The sequence below is a fragment of the Vreelandella mediterranea genome, assembly GCF_970647075.1.
Genome location: NZ_OZ310198.1, coordinates 2,845,810 through 2,867,110, shown reverse-complemented (window position 1 = coordinate 2,867,110; position 21,301 = coordinate 2,845,810). Strand labels below are relative to the sequence as shown.

The window sequence follows — 21,301 nt, the reverse complement described above, 5'->3', positions numbered from 1 at the left end:
ATAAACTCTTGGAGGGAAGCATGCCATTTATTAGGCCGCTAATGATTTGAGACAGTGTAATATCGGCAAGTGCGTTTCTTTCTTTAACTTTGATGGGTGTTTTTAGTGCGAAGAGTAAGGCGCTGGGCAGGCGGATAATCGCGCGTGAATCGGTCTTGTCCAGATAACCCCGATTCAGGAGGTCGGGGTCAGGGCGTAAAGGCCGCTCGCTTTCTATCCAGGCGCTTCGATGGCCCGTTCCAGTGTTGCCAGCCGCCCCGGCACCAGCGCATCCGCCACCGCGGTAATGCGGATTACGTTATTAAGCTTTGGATGGGCCAGGCGCGCGACCAGCACGCCTTCTTCCAATAGCTGCTGGTGGACGGTGGCGGCCAACTCGGCGCTCGGTAGACGAATGCCGACAAAGTTGGTGGCACTCGGGAGTACATCTGCCCCCAGGGCGCGAAAGTGCTCGGCCAGTTGCTCGCGGCGCGCTTTGACATCCGCTACGTGCGTGTGCACCTCATCAAGGTTGTCCAGCACGACCTCGGCGGCGGCCATCGCGACCGACGAGACCGCGTAGTGAATACGCACTTTCATCATCATCGAAAGTACCTCGGGCTCGGCAATCGCGTAGCCGATACGAAGCCCGGCCATGCCGTGGGCCTTGGAGAGCGTACGCAGGCGAATCACCCCCGGCAGGGCGCGGGTGGCAAAGTCGCTGCCCGCATCGTCGCGAAAATCGCCGTAGGCTTCATCCAGCAACAGCCAGCAGGTAGCCGGCAGCGCTTCGCGGAGGGTGAGAATCGCCTCGTCGTCGTGCAGGTGGCCGCCGGGGTTATCCGGGTTGGCCAGGTAGACCAGTTGCGCCTCTTCCCGGTGGGCGGCGGCGGCCAGCGCTTTTAGGTCGGGGGCCAGCACGCCTGGGGCCTCGCGATAGTCCGGCTCGACCAGCCGGCAGTCCTGGCCTCGGGCAAAATAGCCAAAGGTCGGGTAGGTGCCCGCCGTCGCAATCACCGTTTCCCCGGCCTCGCAGGTGGTGCGCAGGGCCAGCGCAATCAGGCTATCCGCCCCGGCGTCCACCAGCAGGTGCTCCAGCGGCGTCCCCAGCTGCTCGCTCAAGCGGGTACGCACGCCCATGGCTTCGGCATCGCCGTAGCGGTAAGCGTGCTCGGCCAGGGCATCACCAAAGTGCGCACGCAGCGCCCGATGCGGCATATCCAGCCCTTCGTTGGAGCCCAACTGATGAGGAATGGCCCGCCCAAGACGGCGCTCCAGGGCCTTGATACCGGGGAAGGGATTGACCGGGCCTTCGCCGGTCAGGTGCTCGGGGTAGCGGGGCATGATGATTTCCTGCAGTTCAAATGACACGTGCGCCGACACGACAAAGTGCTACGGCGCTGGCGAAGCGAGTATCTAGTATCCAAAAGTTCAGCGGATACATAAAGCCTTGGCATTCAAGCCGCACTCGTTAAGCCATCAGGCGAGTAAAAGCGGGCTGCGTAGAGGCGCTTGGCGGTGATGATTGCGCCACTCCTTCGCTGACTCTCTTCCTCAGCCAGATCTTTTCTCGAAGCGCACCATCTTCACCAAGCGTACTTTTATTACGCCTTGCCGTGGTGCAGGCCAGCAGTGCCTGTCCAGCTATTCGCTTTACAAAAAATATCGCGGGCGGGCCTGTGTCTAGCGCAGCGGATCGATTGGCATGAAAACTGCATTTCATGAAAACAAGTAAAAGATTTTTGTTTTTCATAATGACGATCTCAACCAAGGCTTTTCAGCGCTGCATGAGCAGGTGTCATCCGCGGTTAGAGGCTTGGGTCGAAAATAACATGGTGAGGTAAAAAACAATGCTGGATTGGACGACAAGGGCGGGCCGACGGGAGCGGGATTTCAAAGGGTATGGCGAAACACCGCCCACGTTTCAGTGGCAAAACCGAGCACGAGTAGCGGTCAATCTGGCCATCAATTACGAAGAAGGCACCGAGCGCAGCCCCCTGCTGGGTGATGAAGAGCGTGATTCCAGGACGTGGAACATCAGCTCGCTTCCTCCCTCCGAACGGGATCTGATTCAGGAAGGCGAGTACGAATATGGCACCCGGGCGGGGATTTGGCGCTTGCTGCGGCTTTTCGAGGAGTTCGACGCACCTTTCTCCATGTTCGTCTCTTCCGAATCGCTACCGCTTCTACCCGAGCTTGTCGAAAAGCTTAAGCGTAGCGACTGTGATTTCGTGTCTCACGGGGCGCGCTCGATCTCTCGTGTGGGGGTTTGTGAAGCCGAAGAAAGAGCAGAACTGCGCCACTGTATCGATCAAGTCAAGCAACTGACCGGGAAGCAAATCATGGGGGCCTTCCCGCGTCCGCCGATTACCGAGAATACACGCCAGATCATGGCGGAAGAGGGCCTTCTCTACGACTGTGCGACGAGCAATGACGACTTGCCTTACTACGCCGATGTAGCCGGTCGACCCATGCTGGTCGTGCCCTACGCTCTGGATACCAACGACGCGCGATTCTGGGGCGGCCAGACCGGGCCTGGTTATACCAGTTCGGCAGATTTTTATGACTACCTGCGCAGCACGTTCGACACCCTTTATCGCGAGTCGGGTTCCACGGGAAAAATGATGTCGATCGGGCTACATGCGCGAATCATGCGGCCCGGGCGAATCGAGGGCGTGCGCAAGTTTCTCGAATACATCAGCCAGTACGACGACGTCTGGATCGCTAAACGAAACGATATTGCGACCGACTTTGCTCAGCGGTTTGCGCCCGAGAAAGCGTGGAACTGGGCGGAGTAACGAAGCGGCTATTTCCCGGACATTTTCATTATAAAGAGGAAACACCATGCGTAATCTCCCCGTTGTCCCGAAGCTCCTTAAGAGCAGCGTGCTTATGGTATCGCTTGCGTCCCTACCGGTCGCCTTCGCCCAGGAAGAATCCACCACCCTGACGCTTGTCAACTCGCAGTGGCTGGATGCCTTGCGCGGTGAGGCGCTATGGAATGCGATGTTGGAGTACCCGGGCCAGGAGGTGGGTGTCGCCCTGGAGCGGCAGATGATTCCATCGGCGGAAATCAATACGAAGCTGATGACGGAGCTGTCGGGAGGCCAAGCAGCCGACCTGATGATCATGCAGGAGGGGCTTTTTCACACCGCCGCGGAAGCCGGTTTTCTGGCTGACGCCGAAACGGCGGTCGCCGGTGTGGATAACCTGAACGCGACGAACGACAGCGCCGTTGTCGATGGTGTGCGCTACGGCGTTGCCTGGCAGCGCGCCCCCTACGCGTTGATCTATAATCAGCCGCTGATCGAGCAGGCGGGCGTCTCAACGCCTGAATCCGTGGACGAGCTGATCGCGTCTGCCAGTCAGATGCGCGATGACACGGACGTGATCGGCTTCACCGCTCGCCATAGCATGGCGGACTACGTGGGCTGGTACATGGACTTCCAGAACTGGGCGTACGGTTATGACGTTCACTGGGTGAACGATGAAGGCGAGCTGACCATCAACACACCGGAAGCCGTTGAGGCCATTGGCGCGTTCAAGCAGGCTTACGACGCGAGCATCATGCCCCAGGGGGATGATTTCCCCACCCAGCGCGTACGTTTCAAACGCAACCAGGTGGCCTTCAGTATCGACAACAGCGGCGGCACGTTGAATATCGCCAACGGCGGCGCTTTGGACTCTCGTGACCTTAGCGCGGCCTCGCTACCGTTTCCGCACCCCGGCGCCCATCAGCAACTGTTCATTGGCGTCAATGCTCAAAGCGAACATAAAGAAGAGGCATTAGCGTTTTTGGCGTGGCTCGTTTCCGAGCCGGGCCAGCAGGCGCTTCGTGAAGCCTCGGGCCCGGACACGCTGGCCACCGATATTCCCGTTACCGATGCGTTCCTTGCCGATAACCCCTGGGCCGAGGCCTTTATCGAGCTGGGGCGTCACTCGCGCAGTACATTGATCCCCGGTTACGAGCTGCAAACCCCTGCGATCATGCGCACCGTCATGGGGGCCGTCGAAAGAGTGATCGTGGGTGATGAGGACCCAGCCGACGCGCTGGAAGCGGCTCAGCGCCGTATCGACGTGAGATTCTGATACCCGGTGATAACGAGGGAGCATTTCATGACGATACGACTGACAAGAGAAGCGAAAGCGTCCCTGCTTCCCTATCTCTTTATCGCGGTTCCGCTGATTTATCTGGGCATCTTCATGTTCTGGCCGCTGGTGTCGCAGATGTTCACCAGCCTGACCACCGCGCGGTTGACCAACCCTAGTGGTGGCCAGTTCATTGGGTTAGGTAATTATCAGCTTCTGTTGAATGACCCTGGCTTCTTTATGACGCTGCGAGTCACGGTCGTTTACTCGTTGGTGGCGGTACTGGCAAGCGTCACGCTTGGGGTCATTTCGGCGCTGGCGATCAACCGGCCCTTTCCAGGGCGCTCTGTGGTCAGGGCCATCCTGCTATTTGGCTGGGCGGTGCCGAACGTGGCGGCCGCGCTGATCTGGCTTTGGATGTACAACGAGCAGTCCGGCGTTCTTAACCAGTTGGTCGAAATGGCCGGGTTCTCGGCGCAGTCCTGGCTTTCGGATCCCGACCTGGCGCTGGGTGGTGTTTTGCTCGTTACGATCTGGCAGGCGACCCCCTTCGTCATGCTGGTGGTGCTGGCGGCCCTTCAGTCGGTACCAGAAGAGGTGCGCGAGGCCGCAAGAATCGACGGCGCGGATGCGCTCAATGTCTTTCGTTTCGTCACTTGGCCCCATATCCGGCCCGCCGTGCAGTTGGTGGCACTGTTGATCGCTGTCTGGTCGATACGCCGTTACGACATCATCTATCTATTGACCGGAGGCGGCCCGCTACAGAGCACCGGCACCCTGGTCGTCGAGCTTAGAAAGATCGCGTTCGAGGAGTACGACCTGGGGCTTGCCAGCGCCTACGGCGTCGTGGGGCTTGGGTTGGCGCTACTGGTTGCGGCCTTTCATCAAATAGTCGAACGTCGCCAGACGGCGGCCGAGAGGCGAGCATGAACCCTATCAAACCGCTCAATATTCTACGTACGCTACTGATTTGCCTGTTGGTGCTCTTTGCGGGGTTCCCGCTTTACTGGATGCTCAATACGGCGCTCGCCGACAGCGAACAGCTTTACGGCAGCGGGCAGGCGCTGCTTCTCAACCTGATGAATCTGCCCGAGCTTTTCCTCTCGTTGAGCGATGTGCCCGCGTTAGGTTGGCTATTCAATACCTTCTTTATCGCGGCGGGTACCACGGTGCTGAGCCTCGCCCTGGGGGCGCTGGTGGGGTACGCATTGAGCCGGATGCAGTTTCGCGGCCGCGGGTCGATCGGCTTTCTGCTATTTACCACCCAGGTAGTGCCCGAGGCGCTGGTCGTGGTGCCGCTCTATACCATGTTTATCTCGTTGGGGCTGCTCAATAGCTTGTTCGGATTGGTACTCGCCAACGTTGGCTTCTCCTTGCCGGTCGCCGCCTTCGTGATCAAGGGCGCGGTCGACAAGGTCCCCTATGAAATCGAAGAGTCCGCTGCCATCGATAACTGCCCGCGTTTCGGGACCTTCTCGCTCATCGTGCTGCCGCTGATTGCGCCCAGCCTTTCGGCGGCGGCGGTCATCTCGTTTTTCTCCGGATGGAACGAGTTTCTGTTCGCCTCCACGTTTCTTACCGACCGCGATCTGTGGCCCGCAAGCGTTGGCCTGGCCTCCTTCATCGGCCAGTACGAAACACCGCTACCTACCGTGATGGCGTCTGCACTGATTTTCAGCGTTCCCGCTATCGTTTTCTTCCTGCTCATTCAACGGCGCATTGTCACCGGGCTTACCGCCGGTGCGGTCAAGGGGTAAGTATGCCTGAACTAGCCTTTCGCGATGTTTCGAAATCCTTCGGCACCCAGACGGTGGTCGACAGCTTTACCGCCGATGTAAAAGATAGCGAGTTTCTCGTGCTGCTGGGGCCTTCGGGCTGCGGTAAATCGACCTTACTGCGCATGATTGCCGGGCTCGGCGAGATCTCTTCCGGAGAGCTCTTGTTTGATGGCCAACGCGCCAATGAGTGGGGCCCGCGCGAGCGTGGAATCGCGTTCGTTTTCCAAAGCTATGCGCTTTATCCGCACATGAGCGTGCGCGCCAATATTGCGTTTCCGCTGATCATGAATCGCTTTCGCACTTGGCAGCACCTGCCCATCGTGAACGCCTTTTACCGCTGGAAGCTAATGCGCGACCCTAAGATCGCGCGTAAGACCCAAGAGATGGCCGAGCAGTTGGAACTGACGCCGATGTTGGATCGGCGCCCGTCGGCGTTATCAGGCGGTCAGCGCCAGCGAGTCGCGCTGGCGCGGGCGCTGGTGCGGGCGCTGGTGCGTGACCCGTCGATCTACCTGCTCGATGAGCCGCTCTCCAATTTGGATGCCAAGCTGCGCACGCAAATGCGCTCCGAAATATCGGCGCTCCACCAGAAAGTGGGTAAAACCTTCATCTATGTTACCCACGACCAGGTCGAGGCGATGACCATGGCGACCCGCATCATCATCATGAATCAGGGCGTCATACAGCAGGTCGGTACTCCGGAGGAGATCTACGATAACCCGTGCAATATCTTCGTTGCCCGGTTTATCGGTTCACCCGCCATGAATCTCGTCACGGTTGATGTTGAAGGTAATCGGCTCACGTCGTCTTGCCATCACGGCTGGGTGCATCCAGGCGTTGTGCCGTCAAAAAAGCAGGTGACGCTTGGCATCCGACCCGAAAAGCTCGAGATGGTCAGCCGCGAAAACGGCTTGCTCCATGGCCGGGTGGCGGTTATCGAAAGGCTTGGGGCGGAAACGATCGTCGGTGTCCAGTTGGGCACTGAAGAGGAAGGGGCGGCGCTGATCGAGCGGGATATGGTGTTCGCACGCATACAGGGCAATGTACGCTGCGCAGTGGGCGAGCCTTGTTCCTTGAGCTATCAGGCGGCTGATGCTTACTGGTTTGACGCTGAAAGTGGTGAGAGGATGCTGGACCCGCACGGGCAAGCCATTGATCGACCGGCGGGCGAGCCTGTTGCCCTGTCGTAAAGAATCCATCGGAGAAGTGCTTCTGTCCTTCTACTCCGTCACCATAGTGGCGGAGTGAATGGCCTTAAAAGCCGCCGATTAATTCGTTGCGCCACGGGGAGACGTCATGGCGAAGCAATCCAATCAAACGACACAAGATACGCCAGACGCTTCGTTTCTCGCCCGTGTTAAGCGAAGCCTGGCGGCGCTGCACCCGGCGGAAAAAAAGCTGGCGGACTTTATTCTGGATTTTCCGGGTGAACTCGCCAGCTACTCGGCCACGGAGCTTGCGGGTCTTGCGCAGGTGTCCAACTCCACCGTCTCCCGGTTTATCAGGCGGCTGGGATACGAAAGTTTCGAGGCGGCCCGGCGCCATGTAAGAGAAGAGCAGCAGTCCGGGTCGGCCCTGTTTCTGGCCGGCCGTGGGGCGGCCGCCCAGGGCGTCGCTCTTGAAACCTACGCAACGCTCGGCCAGAACAACATAAAAGCGACCCTTGGCCGCCTTCATGAGCAGGAGGTGCTGGCCATCGTCAAGGCGCTGCTCAAGGCGCGCAGAATATGGGTGTCGGGTGCCAGGGCGAGCCAGTCGTTAGCCGCGTACTTTCAATGGCAGCTTTATCAATTGAAGGACGATGTCCGCTTCGTTTCCGGCATGGATGGAAGCCTTGGCGAGCACCTGAGCGCGATTGGCGCAAACGACGTGGTGGTGCTGTTCGGAATGCGGCGAAGGCCCACCCAGTGGCACGCGCTTTTGGAGCTTTGCAGTGGCACTGGGGCCAATATACTGGTGATCACCGACGACAACATGGCGACCGACCCGGATGCCACTTGGCATCTGAAATGTATTTGCCAGAGCCCTGGGCCGCTCGACAACCACGCCTCGGCCATGGCGCTTTGTCATCTTTTGATCGATATGGCGTTCGTCCAGGCGGGTCAGGCTGAGCGCCAGCGCCTGGCCGAGAGCGACGCCTACCACTACCAACTGGGTGAGCTCGGCACAAAAAGCCGCTAGTGGTCGCCCATTAGGGCGAAGCGGATTTCTCCGACACCGTTGAGCAGGTGCCGGAGAAGTAACGCTTTATGGCTGTCAAACACTTGCTCGATCAGCGATGCCCGTGTTGACCAGCGTTTCATGGGGGATCGGCGAAGCCGTCAGGTTGCCCGCCGCAATGCCACGCTGCCAGCGCTGATAAGAGGGCTCATCGATGCGCGGCGTCGTCCACATGCCCCAGCGGCGGTAGTCATCGACCAGGGTGACCAGATCCTCGATATCATTGTGGGGGAAAAGCCGGGTCAGCAGCGGGCGCATTTCCTCGGCCGGGTGGTCGATCACGTACTGCATGCCGCGCTGGAGCCCACGCATGAAACGTACCTGCTGCTCGGCGTCGTCGCCCGCGGTGCCCGGGGTGGTGTAGTAGACACTCCAGGGGATGTCGCCGCCGGACTGGCTGAGATGGGTCACGATAAAGTTGTCGGTTTCCCGCGCCAGCTTCAAAGCAGAAATAGGGTCGATCATCAGATAATCGCCCAAACCCCCGACGAATAGCTCCTTCATCATTTTGCCCGACAAACTGCGCGCCATATTGACGCTATCGAGTGCGACCCCGTTCTCCTCGAGCAACAATTCCAGAAACATGCCCGGGCTCGAGCCGTTGCCACCGGGTACCAGGATGGTACTGCCTGCCAACTCCTCGAATTTCAACGCTTTATCATGACGGCCAACGATGGCCATGGGGCAGCGCGCCGAGAGCTGGGCGAAAGGTTCCAGGGCTTTGCCGTGGCCGTGATACATCGTGGGTACCCAGATTCCCCCCAGCGCGAAATGCGAGGTGCTGTTCTCGATTTCATCGATCACCTGGTCCCAGGGCTCTGGCACGATGGCGCTGACATCGAGACCTTCCTCTTTGAAGTAACCATTCTCAACAGCGACATATTCCGGCAAATAGTTGAGGCTGTGGCCGGTAGCGGCAATCTGAAGTGTTTGCATATCGATCTCATTATGTTGAAGCGATCAATCGTCCGAGCAGCTTGCCTTTTGACCTATCGAGGGGCGCGTTTCGCTGGAACAGACGATCAACGTATGAAAATTAATTTTCTCATTAGGCTTTTATAGAAAAGCAATTTTCGTGCCACTGCCTGGGTGTCATGAAACGCCGCGCCTGGCGGTGTAATTAGCCTTAAGATAACGCACTATAAAAGATCAGCAGTGTGTATTGGCGCGCTATAAGTGGGCCTGGCATGACAAGGCCTGAACAAAGGCTGGGCCGGCGATGCGTCAAGAAAGGGCGGGGCGGTTAAGTCCCACAACAGTAGGACAAGCTGCTCAAGTGTCTGGCAAGATAGACCTTTTAGACTCTTTATTTAGACTCTCTACCGCTCAAGGACACGCATGGCGCATCTGCTACGCATCGTGATGATTCACGGCCACCTGGAAGGCGTGGTCGAGCTGAGTGTGGATGGCCACACCAATATTTGCGGCACCAACGCTTCGGGCAAGACCACGCTCCAGCGCCTGGTCCCGGTGTTTTATGGCGAGCTGCCCAACAAGGTCGTGCCCAAGACGCGCATGAAGTTCGATGCGTTCTACCTGCCCCACCGCAACAGCTATCTGGTGTACGAGTACCGCCGGGAGGCGGGCAATATCTGCCAGGCGGTATTGACGCGCAAAAGCGACGGCGGGGTCGAGTACCGCTTCGTCGCCGCACCCTACCGCCCTGAAGACTATCTGGTGACGGGGGAGAACGGCGTGGAAGCGCTGGAGTACGCCCAGTGGACAAGCGGTCTTAGGCGCAACAATATCAGCGTCTCCTCCAAGCTCTCGGCGACCTCCGAGTACCGCGCGGTGATTCAGAACGACTTCACGCCCACCCCCGGCATGGCGATGCACGGCAACCGCAAGGAGGCATTGAAGCTACGTCAGCTTGCCGCCCAGTACAGCCTGGTGGCGCCGGAGCACCGCATTCGCCATATCGAAAAGCTGGTCTCGGCGGTGCACGCCAAGGAGGGCAAGATGGACACCCTCAAGACCATGCTGGCGGCGATTTTCGAAGAGGACGGCGTGGAGCTGCCGGTGACACGGGTGCGCAGCGCCAAGGCCCGGGACTGGATCGCCCAGATGCGCCAGTCGATGCGCCTGGAGCCGCTACAGCGCTCCCTAACCCGCCTGCACGGTATCGACCGCGAACTCGCCCACCTGGACGCTACCCTCTGGCAGTTGAAGCCGCAGCTGGACGCTGACCTCAACCGCGCCGAGCGCGCCCTGGCCGATGCCGACGCCGCCCGCGCCGAGCAGCAGCGCGCCTTCGAGTCCGAGCGGGTGCGCTTCGAGGCCGAACGCGACCGGCTCAACGACCAGCTCAGCGAGCAGGAGAGCGAACTCAAGCAGGCTCAGCGCGATTTGAGCGACCTACAGCAGCAGTTCGAAGCGTTCGAGGCCGCCGACATGCCGGCCCTTGAGCAGGCGCTCAACGGCCTGCCCCAAAAGCGCGAGCAGTACGAGCAGCTAACGCGCCACCTGCGCACGCTGCAAGAAGCGGTGCAGGCAAGCCAGGCGCAAAAGGAGGAGCGCCTTCGCGAGCTTGGCGACACGTTGGCCCGCCAGAGCGAAGAGACCCAGGCGCTAATGGACGCCCTGGCCGAAGAGAAAGCGGGCTACCGCGAAACCCAGTGGGAGGCCCAGCAGCAGCTCGACGCCCGCTATCAGGGCGAGCGCCAGACGGTGGAGGCGGGCTACCAGACCCGGCTGACCCAGGCCAGCGAGCAGCTGGCGGTATTAAAAGCCGCCCTCGACCACGGCGGGCCAACCGCTGAAGAGAGCGAAGAGGCCGCGCTGGTTCAGACGCGCGTCGACCAGGCCCAGGGCGAGCGTAACGCCGCCGGTAGTCAGCTCGAAAGCCTGCGCCAGGAACTCGCGGGCCTCAAGCGCGAGCGCGACAGCGCCGAGCAGACCCACGCGGATGCGCGCAAAGCACTCCAGGCGGCCAATCAGCACCGCCAGGCGCTACACCAGCAGCGCGACCCGGCCCAGGGCACGCTGCGCCATTTTCTGCGCTACCACGCTCCCGGTTGGGAGCAGCGTCTGGGTAAGGTGGTTGCGCCGGCGCTGCTTGAGCGCCGCGATCTCGCGCCCACCCTGGTCGAGGCGCCGGAGGACATCGCGAGCCTGTACGGCATTGCCCTGGATACCCAAGCCATCGAGCTACCGGAGTACGCCCAGGACGAAGCCAACCTGCTGGCCGCCATCGAAGCCGCCGAGGAGGCGGCGCTGCGGGAAGAGGCCAACGTGGCCAGCGCTGAAAAACAGCTCAAGCGCCACAACGAACGAGTCAGCGCCTGTGAGGAGGCGTTCGGCCAGGCGCAGCAAGGTATCAAGCGCGCCGATCAGGAGGTCGAGTACGCTCTTGAAGCCCGCCGCCAGTGCCAGGCGCGCCACGCGGAGGCCCAGCGAGCCCGTCAGAATGACCGCAAGGCGGCGCTTGACGAGCAGCAGGGGCTGCATCAGGCCCTGAAAGAAGAGCGCCAGGAGGCATTGGACGCGCTGCACGCCGCCTATCAGGCCGAGCAGCTCGAACTCAAGGCCGACGCCCAGCAGCGCCTGGCCACGTTCGATCGTCAGCTCACCCAGTACAAGGAGCAGCTGCAGGCGCTGCGCGACGAGCACAAGCGCCAGAGCCGCGAGGTCGAGCAGGCCTTTGATCAGGCGCTGGAAGAGCAGGGCGTCGACCCGGTCACCCTGAAACAGACCCGCACCCGGCTTGGCGAGCTTGAAAGCCATATTCGCGATACCGCTGCCCGCCAGGAAGAGTTGGAGGCCTATCAGCGCTTCATGCGCGTAAGCTGGGGCCAGCGCAAGCCCGAGCTCGTCGAGCAGGAGAGCCGCCTGACCCGCGAGGTCGGCGACACCCAACGCCAGCGCGACGACAAGCAGCAGCGGTTTCAGGCCACCAAAGCCGAACACCAGCGCCAGATCAGCGCCTTTGACGCCACCCGGCGCGAAAGCAACGAGCTGCTTGGCGAGCTCAAACCGCTGATGAAGCAGCTTGATGATCTCAACCTTGCCGGCGACCCCAGCCCCCAGCAGGCCACCCCCGGCGATAGCCAGGAGCGCATCACCCGCACCCGCCAGGCGCTCAAACAGCGCGCGGAAGAGCGCGACGCGCTGCGCAAGGGCTGCCAGGAGGTCGAGAGTCAGCTGATCAAAGGCGCCAGTTCGAGCTTTGTCGACGCGCTGGAAAGCGAACGCGACAAGCTCCGCGACTCGGACGAGCCCCGCGCGCTGCTGCCGATACTGGCTGGCATGCTGCAACTGCTCGAAGACCAGCAGCAGCAGCTCGTCCAACAGGGGCGCAACCTGAGCGATGATCTGGACAAGTTCTTCACCGTGTTTAGTGACCTTAACCGGCGTATCAGCGCCCAGAGCAAGCGGCTTTCCGACGAAGTGGCGGATGACCTGGCCCTGGACGGCATCAAAAAGGCCGAGGTACGCATTCAGTCGACCATCGATGAGCTGGGCTTCTGGGAGCCGCTCAAGCTCTTTGCCAAGCGCTACAAGGCGTGGCGCGAATCTGACCAGACGCTACCAAGCGACGACTACCTGAACGCCCTGGCGGACGTGGTGGATCTGTTGCGCCACGACCAGCCCTACAGCTTCGAGAGCCTGCTGCGCCTGGAGCTTCACCTGAACGAAGGCGGCACGGATCTGGTCATCCGCAGCGACCGCCAGCTGCTCGAATCCTCGAGCCACGGTATGGCGTACCTGATTCTGTGCAAGTTTCTGCTCGCCTTTACTCGGCTTCTGCGCGGGCGCGCCGAGATCGCCATCCACTGGCCGATCGATGAGATCGGCACGCTCGCCTATCACAACGTCGAAAAGCTTTTTGAGGCCTGCGACAGCAACCGCATTCATATCGTTGGCGCCTTCCCCAACCCCGAGTCCGACGTGCTGCTGCTGTTCAACAACCGCTACTTGATTGACCGCGACGCACAAAGGCCCGGCGTGCGCCGGCTCAAACGCATCGAGCCGCGCCAAAGCCGCCTGGCCGAACGCCTGAAAGCCCGCAGCGAGGAGGTGACCGTATGAGTGATGGCTCACTTTTTGACGATGCGCCAGCCAGCGGCGCACATGACGACGACGCAGGTAACGACTCCGCACTTAACGCCGCGTCGCCTGCCCAGAGCGTGAGTGCGCAGCACTCGAGTGCCCTCGACCTGCTGCCCCACGGCCCGCTGCTGGAGAAACTGTTGGCCGGGGAATTCGTCTGCGCGGTCAGCGACGAAGCCGCCTTCCAGCGCCTGCAGGATGAAGCCCTGCGCGAGGCCTTCGATGCCTACCTGCGCCCGCTCAACCGGCGCCTGGCCACCAACGAGGATAAAAGCGTCTACTTCCTCGGCTGGCGCCAGCTCGACGACGCCGCGCGCGAGCAGCTCTCTCGCCAGTTGAACGACACCGTGCACAGCCTGCTGCCGCTTTTGGAGTGGCTGCAACTGGTCCAGGAGGCGCTTGGCCGCGACAGCGTGCCCGCCCCAGGGGACGTGCTCAAACCCGGCGAGCTACAGGCCAAAAGCGAAGATAATCCGAGCCTTCGCGAGCGCATCGAGCGGGTGGCCGGTGACGCCTTCTTTGGCTCCCAGAGCGACCAGCTCGACGCCCAGGTGAAGCAGGTGTTCAAGCGTTTGAAAGAGCACGGCTACCTGCTGCAGCCTCACGGCGACCGCCAGGTCTATCTGGTGACCGGCAAGGTGGAGTACCTGCTCGACCTGGTGCGCTTTATTCGCGACGAGGAGCACCTGCCGGTGGCCGATGACGCCAGTGCCGCCCAGGAGACGCTGCTGTGAGTGAATCCGAGCGCGACCCGCAACGCGGCGACGCGGCCCTTGAAAGCCGCCAGCTGACCACCGGGGTGGAACGTCTGGCGCTGCTCGGCCGCCACGCCGAGGTGCTGATGCAGGGTTACACCCAGGACGAAGTACCGCTGGCTGGGCTCAGCACCAGTGCGCTGCGTAAACTGCTGGCCGCGCGCATCGTCTGGCGCCCGGACGAGCAGGGTGGGGTCAAACTGACGCCCAAGGTGCGCGAGCTGATCGCCGAGATGACCGCGGATGAAGCTCGCCGCCACGTCAACGCCGACGTGGCCGAAGCGCTGGAGCTGATCCGCAGCCTGATCGGCAGCTACCGCGAATCCAGCAGCCGCGGCGACTACTGGCAGCAGGAACAGCAGCTCACCCGGCTGCGCCAGGCGGTGGACGACATGAACGGCCGCTTTGCCGATGCCATCGACAGCCTCTGGCAGCGCCTCAACAGTGACTTTGGCTTTGTCAGCCAGCTAAGCGACAAGGTGCGCGAAAACGACCGCGCCCAGAAGCAGGTGGTGCGTCTGCTCGACGGCCTGGCGTTGATCGACTTCCATGAGCTGATCGAACTGGTGGGCAGCGACGGCACCCTGCGTAAGGTACTGGTCAGCCAGCTGCAGCAGCAGATCAGCCAGCACTACACCAGCCTGCGCGAAGTCCAGCACCGCCTGATCGAGCTGATGGCGCGCTTTCGTCACCAGCAGGCGCGCAGCCGCCTTGTGTCCGGCATGGCCGCCTTTCTGCGCGAACACCCAGGCTTCACCCCCGGCAACTACGCCCAGCGCAGCGACGTGCCCGCGCTTTTCAACCGCGCCGCCCCCATGGTGGCCGCCGGTGCCGCCGCGCTTGACCGCACCCAGGACACGCCGACGCTGGCCGCGCTGCTGAGCGCCATCCCCACGCCCAGCCGCCCCGCCGAGCTGACCACCGCCGCCAGGCCCGCCCATGCCCAGGAAGACGCCGCCGTGGCCGCCCGCCAGCAGGCGCTAAAAGAAGACGTGGAGACGTTCTACCTTAACGTGGTGGACGCCGCCTCAACCCAGCCGGTCAGCGCGCTGGCGTACCTGGAGCAAAGCGGGCTCGCCTGGAACGACGAGATTTGGCTATTCGAAGTCATCGCCGAGTTCCAGGGCCTGCCGCGCAGCGAACAGCAAGCCTTTATTCTCGACCAGGCCGAGGAGCCTGCCAGCGACTACAACGACGTGCGCCTGATTCGCGATGTCTCGCTACAGCTGGCGCTGCCCCAATGAACCTGCCCGGCCGCGCCCGCGCAGGGCTGAACGACGTGCAGCGCCTGCTGCGCCAACAGGACCGCGTGGAACGGCCCCGCCGCCAGTGGGTGGACGACGTCGTCGCCTGGTGCCGCGAGCAGGACATCGACCTGGGCCCGCGCCTGACCAGCCAGGCGCTCCGCTTCGATGCTACGCTGCTCGCCGAGATCGACGCGGTGCTGGAAAGTGCCCACCTGGCCCCGCTGGGCCGCTCGCTCAGCGGCTTGACCAGCAGCGCCCAGGCAAAGGCAGGTATCGCGGAAGACAAACAAGGCCGCGAAGGCCCCCGCGCTCGGCGCGTACTGCTCAACATGGCCCATCAGCCTATGGTCGGCATTACCCACGCAGCGCGCAGCATTCACGATGTCGATGTGAGAGACCTCTCCCTGGGCGCCTTCGGCCTGCTGATTCAGGTCGAAAACCTGGACAGCTTCTACGCCTTCGACCCCAGCATCGCCGCGCTAGATGGTTTCGCCCAACCGCTCATCGCCTACCGCGGCGACAGCCACTACGGCGGCGGCTTTGCTTCACTTGCTGAGGCGTGGCGCAAAACCCGCCGCCCGCATCTCTACGCCGGCGACTTCGACGCCAAGGGCATAACGCTGGCGCTCGACAGCGGCGCCACCCACCTACTGCTCCCCGACATCGAATGGCTCACCCAGCACGCCACGCCGCTGCACCAGCCCGCCGGGCAGTTGGCGTTTCAACGACGGCTGCGGCAACTGCACGTTAGCCTGCCGCCGGATCATCCGCTGAGGCCTTATCTGGCGCTGTTGGAGCAGCAGCGGGGATTATTGCAGCAATGGTTCGAGGGGGAGGAGGTGTGCGTGAGGCTAGCGTAATGGCCTATCTATTTATTGGGCGGCCCGCGCTATTGGGTCCTTCAAACTCAGGCGCACTGCCGGGTGATGCGCATGCGTCAGTATGATTGAAACCGGCAAAACGTGCGTGCACGCGAATTTTGGATATCCTGTCAAATTTTGCTTTTCTCTCAACAGAAACAATGGGATAAAGTTAATTTCTGCGGCAGCATAACCTCAATCAATGTGCTAGCGCGTTTAATGAGGTTATGTAGCCTTCCGTATAATCGCTTTTAGAATAAGTCACAAATAGTACAAACTTGAAAAAAGGGCTGAAAACCATGATAGAAATAAATTATATTTTAATAATCGCAGCTGCTTTTTTTGTAGTAGCCAGCCCCGGGCCAGCGACTCTAGCCATTGCAGGGACATCTATGAGTCAAGGGCGTTTACATGGTGCGACTTTGGCGGCCGGAACGCTAACAGGGTCTTTTTTCTGGTCTTGTTCAGCAGCATTTGGTCTTAGTGCTATTATGTATACGAATGCATGGTTATTTGAGCTGGTTAGATACGTTGGAGCATGCTACTTAATATTTTTAGCTTACAAGGCGTCTCGTTCATCCATTTATCACAAAGATATTGAAATAAATGGTATCTCTAGATCAAGTTTAATGAAAACATACCTCCGAGGTGTTGCCATTCACTTAACCAACCCGAAAGCCATTTTGTTCTTTGGGTCATTGTATTCCATTGGTATACCAGCTAATGCCTCCCCACAGGACTTAATCAAAGTAATAGGTGTTGTTGGTTTAGAAAGTTTAATCATATTTCAAGGTTACGCTTATATATTCTCAATGCCCAAAGTTCGTAGTACGTATCTAAAACTTCGCCGCTGGTTTGAAGCTTTTTTCGCCGTTATTTTTGGAGCGGCAGGGTTTAAGATATTAACAGCTAAGTTAGATTCATAGTTATTCTAACAAACGCAATCAGCCGGGCAAATTAATCGCTATGCGCTAAGTTTTCCGCTGTTGCGGGTGTTAGGCAGCAATTGGGAGAATCATGGATAAGTATCTGAAGTATTGGAAACGCGGTTGGTGGGCATGGCTTCTGATGCTCTGCTCTAACCTCGCAAGTAGCCTCCTCGTAATCCCATTGGTTTTTCTCTTCGGAGAGAACCAGATTGGCTACTGGAGTGCGCTACTCGTGGTATGGATTTTAATTGTCACCCCTTTGTCGGGCTGGCTTTTTGAGAAATTTGCAAGTAGCTCTGCAAGGATCAACGGTTCGCAAGGCGGTGACTGATACTGCCTAAAAAATCATTTAAGCCGAGGCCGCTTCGCGGTGCGGCTTAACTCATTTTTAGCCTCCAATGATCAGCATCTTACTAAAACTGATTTGCTCTATCGCCGGACTGTTCGGGGGGGGGCATTCTTGCGTTCACATGGTTTGCCTTTCATCAAGACTACTTTGCATCGCTAGACAGTGGCTCCACTGCTTTAAAAATTGGTGTCACCTTCATTCGGGTAACATTCCTGCTCTTGTGTGCTTGGGCTGCATGGCGTCAGCCTTATCAAGCGGCGCCACTTTTTAATACATAGCCTCTCGTTCCTCAGTTGGCCCCTAAACCTGAGCATAGCCCCCGTCAACGAACACCTCACTCCCTGTCATAAAGCTGCTGTCCTCCGACGCTAGAAACGCTACCACCGCTGCGGTTTCTTTGGGGTCGCCCAGTCGCTCAAGCGGTATGGCCCGTTTCATCTCGCCCACGGCCTCAGAAGGGAGTAGTTCCATCACCTTGTCTGTTTGGGTCGGGCCAGGCGACATGACGTTTACGCGAATACCCGTTCCCCTAAGATCATGTGCCCAGCTGCGCGCCAAATTGCGCACGGCCGCCTTGGAGGCGCTGTAGATGCTCATGGCCGGGGTGCCCATGCTGCCCACCGTGGACCCGGTCAGGATGATAGAGCCGCCATTGTTCATCAGGGGCAGCGCCTTCTGCACGGTGAAGAGGGTGCCTTTGACGTTGATGTCGAAGATGTAGTCGTAGTGCTCGGCGGTGATCTGCCCCAGGGGTGCGAACTCGCCGACGCCCGCGTTGGCTACCAGTACGTCCAGGTGGCCTTTCTCTTGCTGGACTGTCTCGAATACGCGGTCGAGATCCTCCGGTTTCGTTACATCCGCCTGGAGCCCCCGGGCGTTGGGGCCCAGTGCCGCCGCCGCGCTGTCGAGGGCGTCCTGGCGCCGGCCGACAATAAAGACGAAGGCGCCTTCCTCGATGAGGCGCTGGGCCGAGGCCAAGCCGATGCCGCTGGCCCCTCCTGTGATCAGTGCGATTTTGCCGTTAAGCCGATTCATGTTGGGGTTTCCGTGTGTGTTGACTCGATTCGCTTTAACGATATATAACCCACTTACTAATGTTCAAGTATGCACCTTTTGGTAAGTAGGGTTATGGCGAAAGAAAACTCAGAAAACCCACGCTTCATTTGCGGCCTACATGCCACGCTGCACGTGATGACCGGTAAGTGGAAGCCGTTGATTTTGTTCTTTTTGAACAAGGGCCCGACGCGTTACGGCGAGCTCAAGCGAAGCGTTCGGGGGGTAAGTGACAAAATGTTGATCCAGCAGTTGAAAGAGCTTGAGTCCGACGGCATCGTCAAGCGAACCGACTATGGCGAGATTCCGCTGCGCGTCGACTACTCGCTGACGCCTTTTGGGGTAAGTTTGGTGCGTGCCATGGAGCCGCTTTGTAGTTGGGGTGAAGCGCACGAAGAGGACATTGCCGCCGCGATGGACCGCCGCCAAGCTAGCCGGTAGGAGGTCGATGAGCTGAACGACCGCTTCGTTAACGCTAAGCGGTGGCTCAAATCCGCTGATCGCCTACCTAGGCGATAGTTATTACGGCGGTGGTTTTGCCTTATTCGCAGAGGCGCTGCGCAAAACTCATCGGCCAAATATCGGCGTTGTCAGTTTCGATCCCCAAGCGGTAAAAGCTATGGATAGCAACGCCATTACATCTGCCTGCTGAGTCGTTTCCCTACCCGCGCAGGTTGCGTAAACACCTTGCTACGCTGACCCCGTGCTCCTCTAATTCATGGGTACCTAACACTGCTATTGGAAAAGCAGCGAGGGCTTAAGCCGCAGTGACTTGGTGGGCAGGTGAGGTATGTTGGGGGGGAGTGATTGCGTATCTATTGGTCGTGAGACCATACCCTACAAACTGGGGCCCCGCATGCGCCATGCCGAATGTCCGTATGATTGAAACCAGCAAAACGCGAAGGCACGCGAATTTTGGATATGTAGCCAAATTTTGCTTTGCTAGCAATAGAATCAATGAGGTAGATTAGATCAGTGTGGCTAGATAACCCCAATGAACGCGCCAGCACGTTTATTGGGGTTATGTAGCCGGCTATATAATCACTGTTATGCATCAGATGCCACCCCAGCATTTTGCACATATTAACTCGAAGGAATGATCTTGAATTTTCCAATAAAAATTAAAGCAAATATAAACAGCCACAATGGCGACTTTTCTAGAGATGTAGAGCTTCAAGGAGGGTTAACCGTTCTCATTGGTCCAAATGGGAGTGGTAAAACTCACCTTCTGAGAGGTTTAAAACAGCCACTAGCTTCCATGGCAATTGGGAAAAAGGTTCGCTTTCTGTCCGCTGGGAGAATGGGACTTCTCGAGCAATATCGCTCAGATTTCGATGGTCAGCGCGGAAGTAACCCAAATTATGAAAACGCAAGCTTTGGGTCAAAAAGAGACACAACCCGACGACATCTAACGGAAACACTTAATGGTGACTTCCAAACTCTTTCTGAGCGCGCAGATATATTAATTAAGGTGCAAGAGCGATTAAAAAAACTATTCAAACGGGATTTGATCATTGAATGGGATGCTGGAACTTTAAAAGTGGTATTTGCAAGATTGGATACCACATCTAAACCTTACTCGTCAGGTCGAGAAGCATCAGGATTACTTCACCTTGTCGGTATTCTGGCGGCCTTATATGACGATGAAGTAGGTGCCTTATTAATTGATGAGCCTGAAGTATCGCTCCACCCACAACTACAGTCATTTTTATTGAATGAAATTACAGTAGCAGCAGGGCACCCTTCTGAAGGTGGGTATAAAAAGATAGTGATTATGGCTACACATTCGACAGAAATGCTCCGAATCACCAAGCCTAGTGACTTGACATCGCTAATATTTTGCCATGATTTAGATAAACCTCCTGTCCAGCTCAATCCCAACGATGAACAATTGAAAAACAAAAAGCTTCAGGCTTTGATTGCACGGCTAGGGCAAGAGCATAAGCTTTCATTGTTTTGTCGAAGGCCACTCTTAGTAGAAGGGCCAAGTGATGTAATGATTGCATCGTTCATTTCCAACAAACTTGAACTTCATCTCGAAGCGGCAGGTTCTCAATTGCTACCGGTAATAGGCAAAGGTCAAATGCCAGTTGTAGCAAAATTCATGAGGCTTATTGGCAAGAACCCAGTGGTTCTTGCAGATGCTGACTCATTTACAGACGACATGGACTTGGCTCAATGTTTTTTAGCCAACTCCCATGCTGCAGATACAAATGCTTCGAAACTTGGAGCGCCATCAGCTATAAAGCTTGCATCTTCAACATACAGTGATTTTTGTTCATTGGTGAGTAATAACTGGGGAGATATATCTAACCTAGCTGAAAAACATCCTTACTATGTTAACGCCGAAGAACCTGTCGATGAAAAAGTTAAAAGGAGGTCTGTTTTTTGCACTTTAATGCAACTTGCCAACTTGGATTTGAATGGTTTAACCAATGCTGATAAGTGGTCTTCCATGAAAGAGCGCCTTACAGTTGTATTACAATTACTAGAAAGTTCTGGGTGTTTTATCTTAAGAAAGGGGGCGATTGAGTCATACTATCAAGCTTCTGATATTTACACGTCAGAAGGAAAGCCCACAGCTGCTGTAGATGAAATTGAGCATCTAGATCGGATTTCAATCGTAGCAATTAGAGAAAACCTAAGTGATTTAGTCCGCTGTATTGAATACGCCTCTGACGGTAAACGCATTGACGAAGCGGAATCACTTAGAGATATTCTTCTGTCCATTGCAGCACCAGCATCTGCCAGATTAAACGCTAATGAAAAAACAACAACCCAAGACATCAACATATTAGCCAAAACTATTCTTGGGGAACGCGCTAATATATTTAAATGCTCTATTAATGGTGGAAAATTAACGATAGACATAGAAAGTAAAATTCTGAATGTTAAAGGCTTTCCTGTAACAATAGATAAAAACGATGATGTAGTTAAAATCATTGAGCGTGTTTTGCGTAGCAATGCATAACAAGTTGCTGCACTTGGAAAAA

At 58.0% G+C, this 21,301-nt stretch carries 18 protein-coding genes; 14 read left to right on the top strand and 4 right to left on the bottom strand.

Annotated features, from left to right (window positions below; translation table 11 throughout):
* Positions 1–213: 213 nt before the first annotated feature.
* Positions 214–1,323: a pyridoxal phosphate-dependent aminotransferase gene (locus ACWFVE_RS13110; protein WP_447529708.1), complete on the bottom strand. Its 1,110-nt coding sequence runs from the start codon at positions 1,321–1,323 to the stop codon at positions 214–216.
* A gap of 127 nt (positions 1,324–1,450) precedes the next feature.
* Positions 1,451–1,732 carry a hypothetical protein gene (locus ACWFVE_RS13105; RefSeq protein WP_447529707.1) on the bottom strand — a complete coding sequence of 94 codons (282 nt, stop codon included), beginning with the start codon at positions 1,730–1,732 and terminating at the stop codon, positions 1,451–1,453.
* Between the two features lie 97 nt (positions 1,733–1,829).
* On the opposite strand from ACWFVE_RS13105, the gene ACWFVE_RS13100 reads away from it, so the two are divergent.
* The 6 genes from ACWFVE_RS13100 to ACWFVE_RS13075 all read left to right on the top strand — a co-directional run bounded on the left by ACWFVE_RS13100 (position 1,830) and on the right by ACWFVE_RS13075 (position 8,027).
* Positions 1,830–2,777, top strand: a complete 948-nt coding sequence (locus ACWFVE_RS13100; RefSeq protein ID WP_447529706.1) for a polysaccharide deacetylase family protein — start codon at positions 1,830–1,832, stop codon at positions 2,775–2,777.
* A 94-nt stretch (positions 2,778–2,871) separates the two neighbouring features.
* Entirely contained in the window at positions 2,872–4,068 is a 1,197-nt protein-coding gene (locus ACWFVE_RS13095) for an ABC transporter substrate-binding protein (protein WP_447529705.1), read from the top strand.
* Positions 4,069–4,095: 27 nt separating this feature from the next.
* Positions 4,096–4,998, top strand: a complete 903-nt coding sequence (locus ACWFVE_RS13090; RefSeq protein WP_447529704.1) for a carbohydrate ABC transporter permease — start codon at positions 4,096–4,098, stop codon at positions 4,996–4,998.
* The gene (locus ACWFVE_RS13085; protein ID WP_447529703.1) at positions 4,995–5,825 is read left to right on the top strand and encodes a carbohydrate ABC transporter permease; all 831 of its coding nucleotides are present in this window, start codon (positions 4,995–4,997) and stop codon (positions 5,823–5,825) included. Before ACWFVE_RS13090 ends, ACWFVE_RS13085 begins: the two co-directional genes overlap by 4 nt.
* 2 nt (positions 5,826–5,827) lie before the next feature.
* Positions 5,828–7,036, top strand: a complete 1,209-nt coding sequence (locus tag ACWFVE_RS13080; protein WP_447529702.1) for an ABC transporter ATP-binding protein — start codon at positions 5,828–5,830, stop codon at positions 7,034–7,036.
* 106 nt (positions 7,037–7,142) lie between these two features.
* Entirely contained in the window at positions 7,143–8,027 is an 885-nt protein-coding gene (locus tag ACWFVE_RS13075) for a MurR/RpiR family transcriptional regulator (RefSeq protein WP_447529701.1), read from the top strand.
* 75 nt (positions 8,028–8,102) lie between these two features.
* Here the strand turns inward: ACWFVE_RS13075 and ACWFVE_RS13070 are convergent, their stop codons facing one another.
* Positions 8,103–9,002: an ABC transporter substrate-binding protein gene (locus ACWFVE_RS13070; protein ID WP_447529700.1), complete on the bottom strand. Its 900-nt coding sequence runs from the start codon at positions 9,000–9,002 to the stop codon at positions 8,103–8,105.
* A 402-nt stretch (positions 9,003–9,404) separates the two neighbouring features.
* On the opposite strand from ACWFVE_RS13070, the gene ACWFVE_RS13065 reads away from it, so the two are divergent.
* The 6 genes from ACWFVE_RS13065 to ACWFVE_RS13040 all read left to right on the top strand — a co-directional run bounded on the left by ACWFVE_RS13065 (position 9,405) and on the right by ACWFVE_RS13040 (position 17,237).
* Positions 9,405–13,094: an ATP-binding protein gene (locus ACWFVE_RS13065; protein ID WP_447529699.1), complete on the top strand. Its 3,690-nt coding sequence runs from the start codon at positions 9,405–9,407 to the stop codon at positions 13,092–13,094.
* Between the two features lie 128 nt (positions 13,095–13,222).
* Positions 13,223–13,849 (top strand): condensin complex protein MksE, encoded by a 627-nt coding sequence (locus tag ACWFVE_RS13060; RefSeq protein WP_447530543.1) that lies wholly within the window; start codon positions 13,223–13,225, stop codon positions 13,847–13,849.
* Positions 13,846–15,114: a hypothetical protein gene (locus ACWFVE_RS13055; protein ID WP_447529698.1), complete on the top strand. Its 1,269-nt coding sequence runs from the start codon at positions 13,846–13,848 to the stop codon at positions 15,112–15,114. Before ACWFVE_RS13060 ends, ACWFVE_RS13055 begins: the two co-directional genes overlap by 4 nt.
* Positions 15,111–15,977, top strand: a complete 867-nt coding sequence (locus tag ACWFVE_RS13050; protein WP_447529697.1) for a DUF7281 domain-containing protein — start codon at positions 15,111–15,113, stop codon at positions 15,975–15,977. Before ACWFVE_RS13055 ends, ACWFVE_RS13050 begins: the two co-directional genes overlap by 4 nt.
* Before the next feature lie 278 nt (positions 15,978–16,255).
* Positions 16,256–16,903, top strand: coding sequence for a LysE family translocator (locus ACWFVE_RS13045; protein WP_447529696.1), 648 nt, complete (start codon positions 16,256–16,258; stop codon positions 16,901–16,903).
* Between the two features lie 91 nt (positions 16,904–16,994).
* Positions 16,995–17,237, top strand: coding sequence for a hypothetical protein (locus ACWFVE_RS13040; protein WP_447529695.1), 243 nt, complete (start codon positions 16,995–16,997; stop codon positions 17,235–17,237).
* A gap of 318 nt (positions 17,238–17,555) precedes the next feature.
* On the opposite strand, the gene ACWFVE_RS13035 is transcribed toward ACWFVE_RS13040, so the two are convergent.
* Complete coding sequence (locus tag ACWFVE_RS13035; RefSeq protein ID WP_447529694.1) at positions 17,556–18,290, bottom strand: SDR family NAD(P)-dependent oxidoreductase; 735 nt, start codon at positions 18,288–18,290, stop codon at positions 17,556–17,558.
* A 93-nt stretch (positions 18,291–18,383) separates the two neighbouring features.
* Here ACWFVE_RS13035 and ACWFVE_RS13030 point away from each other — a divergent pair, with 93 nt between their 5' ends.
* Entirely contained in the window at positions 18,384–18,749 is a 366-nt protein-coding gene (locus ACWFVE_RS13030) for a winged helix-turn-helix transcriptional regulator (protein WP_447529693.1), read from the top strand.
* A 661-nt stretch (positions 18,750–19,410) separates the two neighbouring features.
* Positions 19,411–21,279, top strand: coding sequence for an ATP-dependent nuclease (locus tag ACWFVE_RS13025; protein ID WP_447529692.1), 1,869 nt, complete (start codon positions 19,411–19,413; stop codon positions 21,277–21,279).
* Positions 21,280–21,301: the final 22 nt, after the last annotated feature.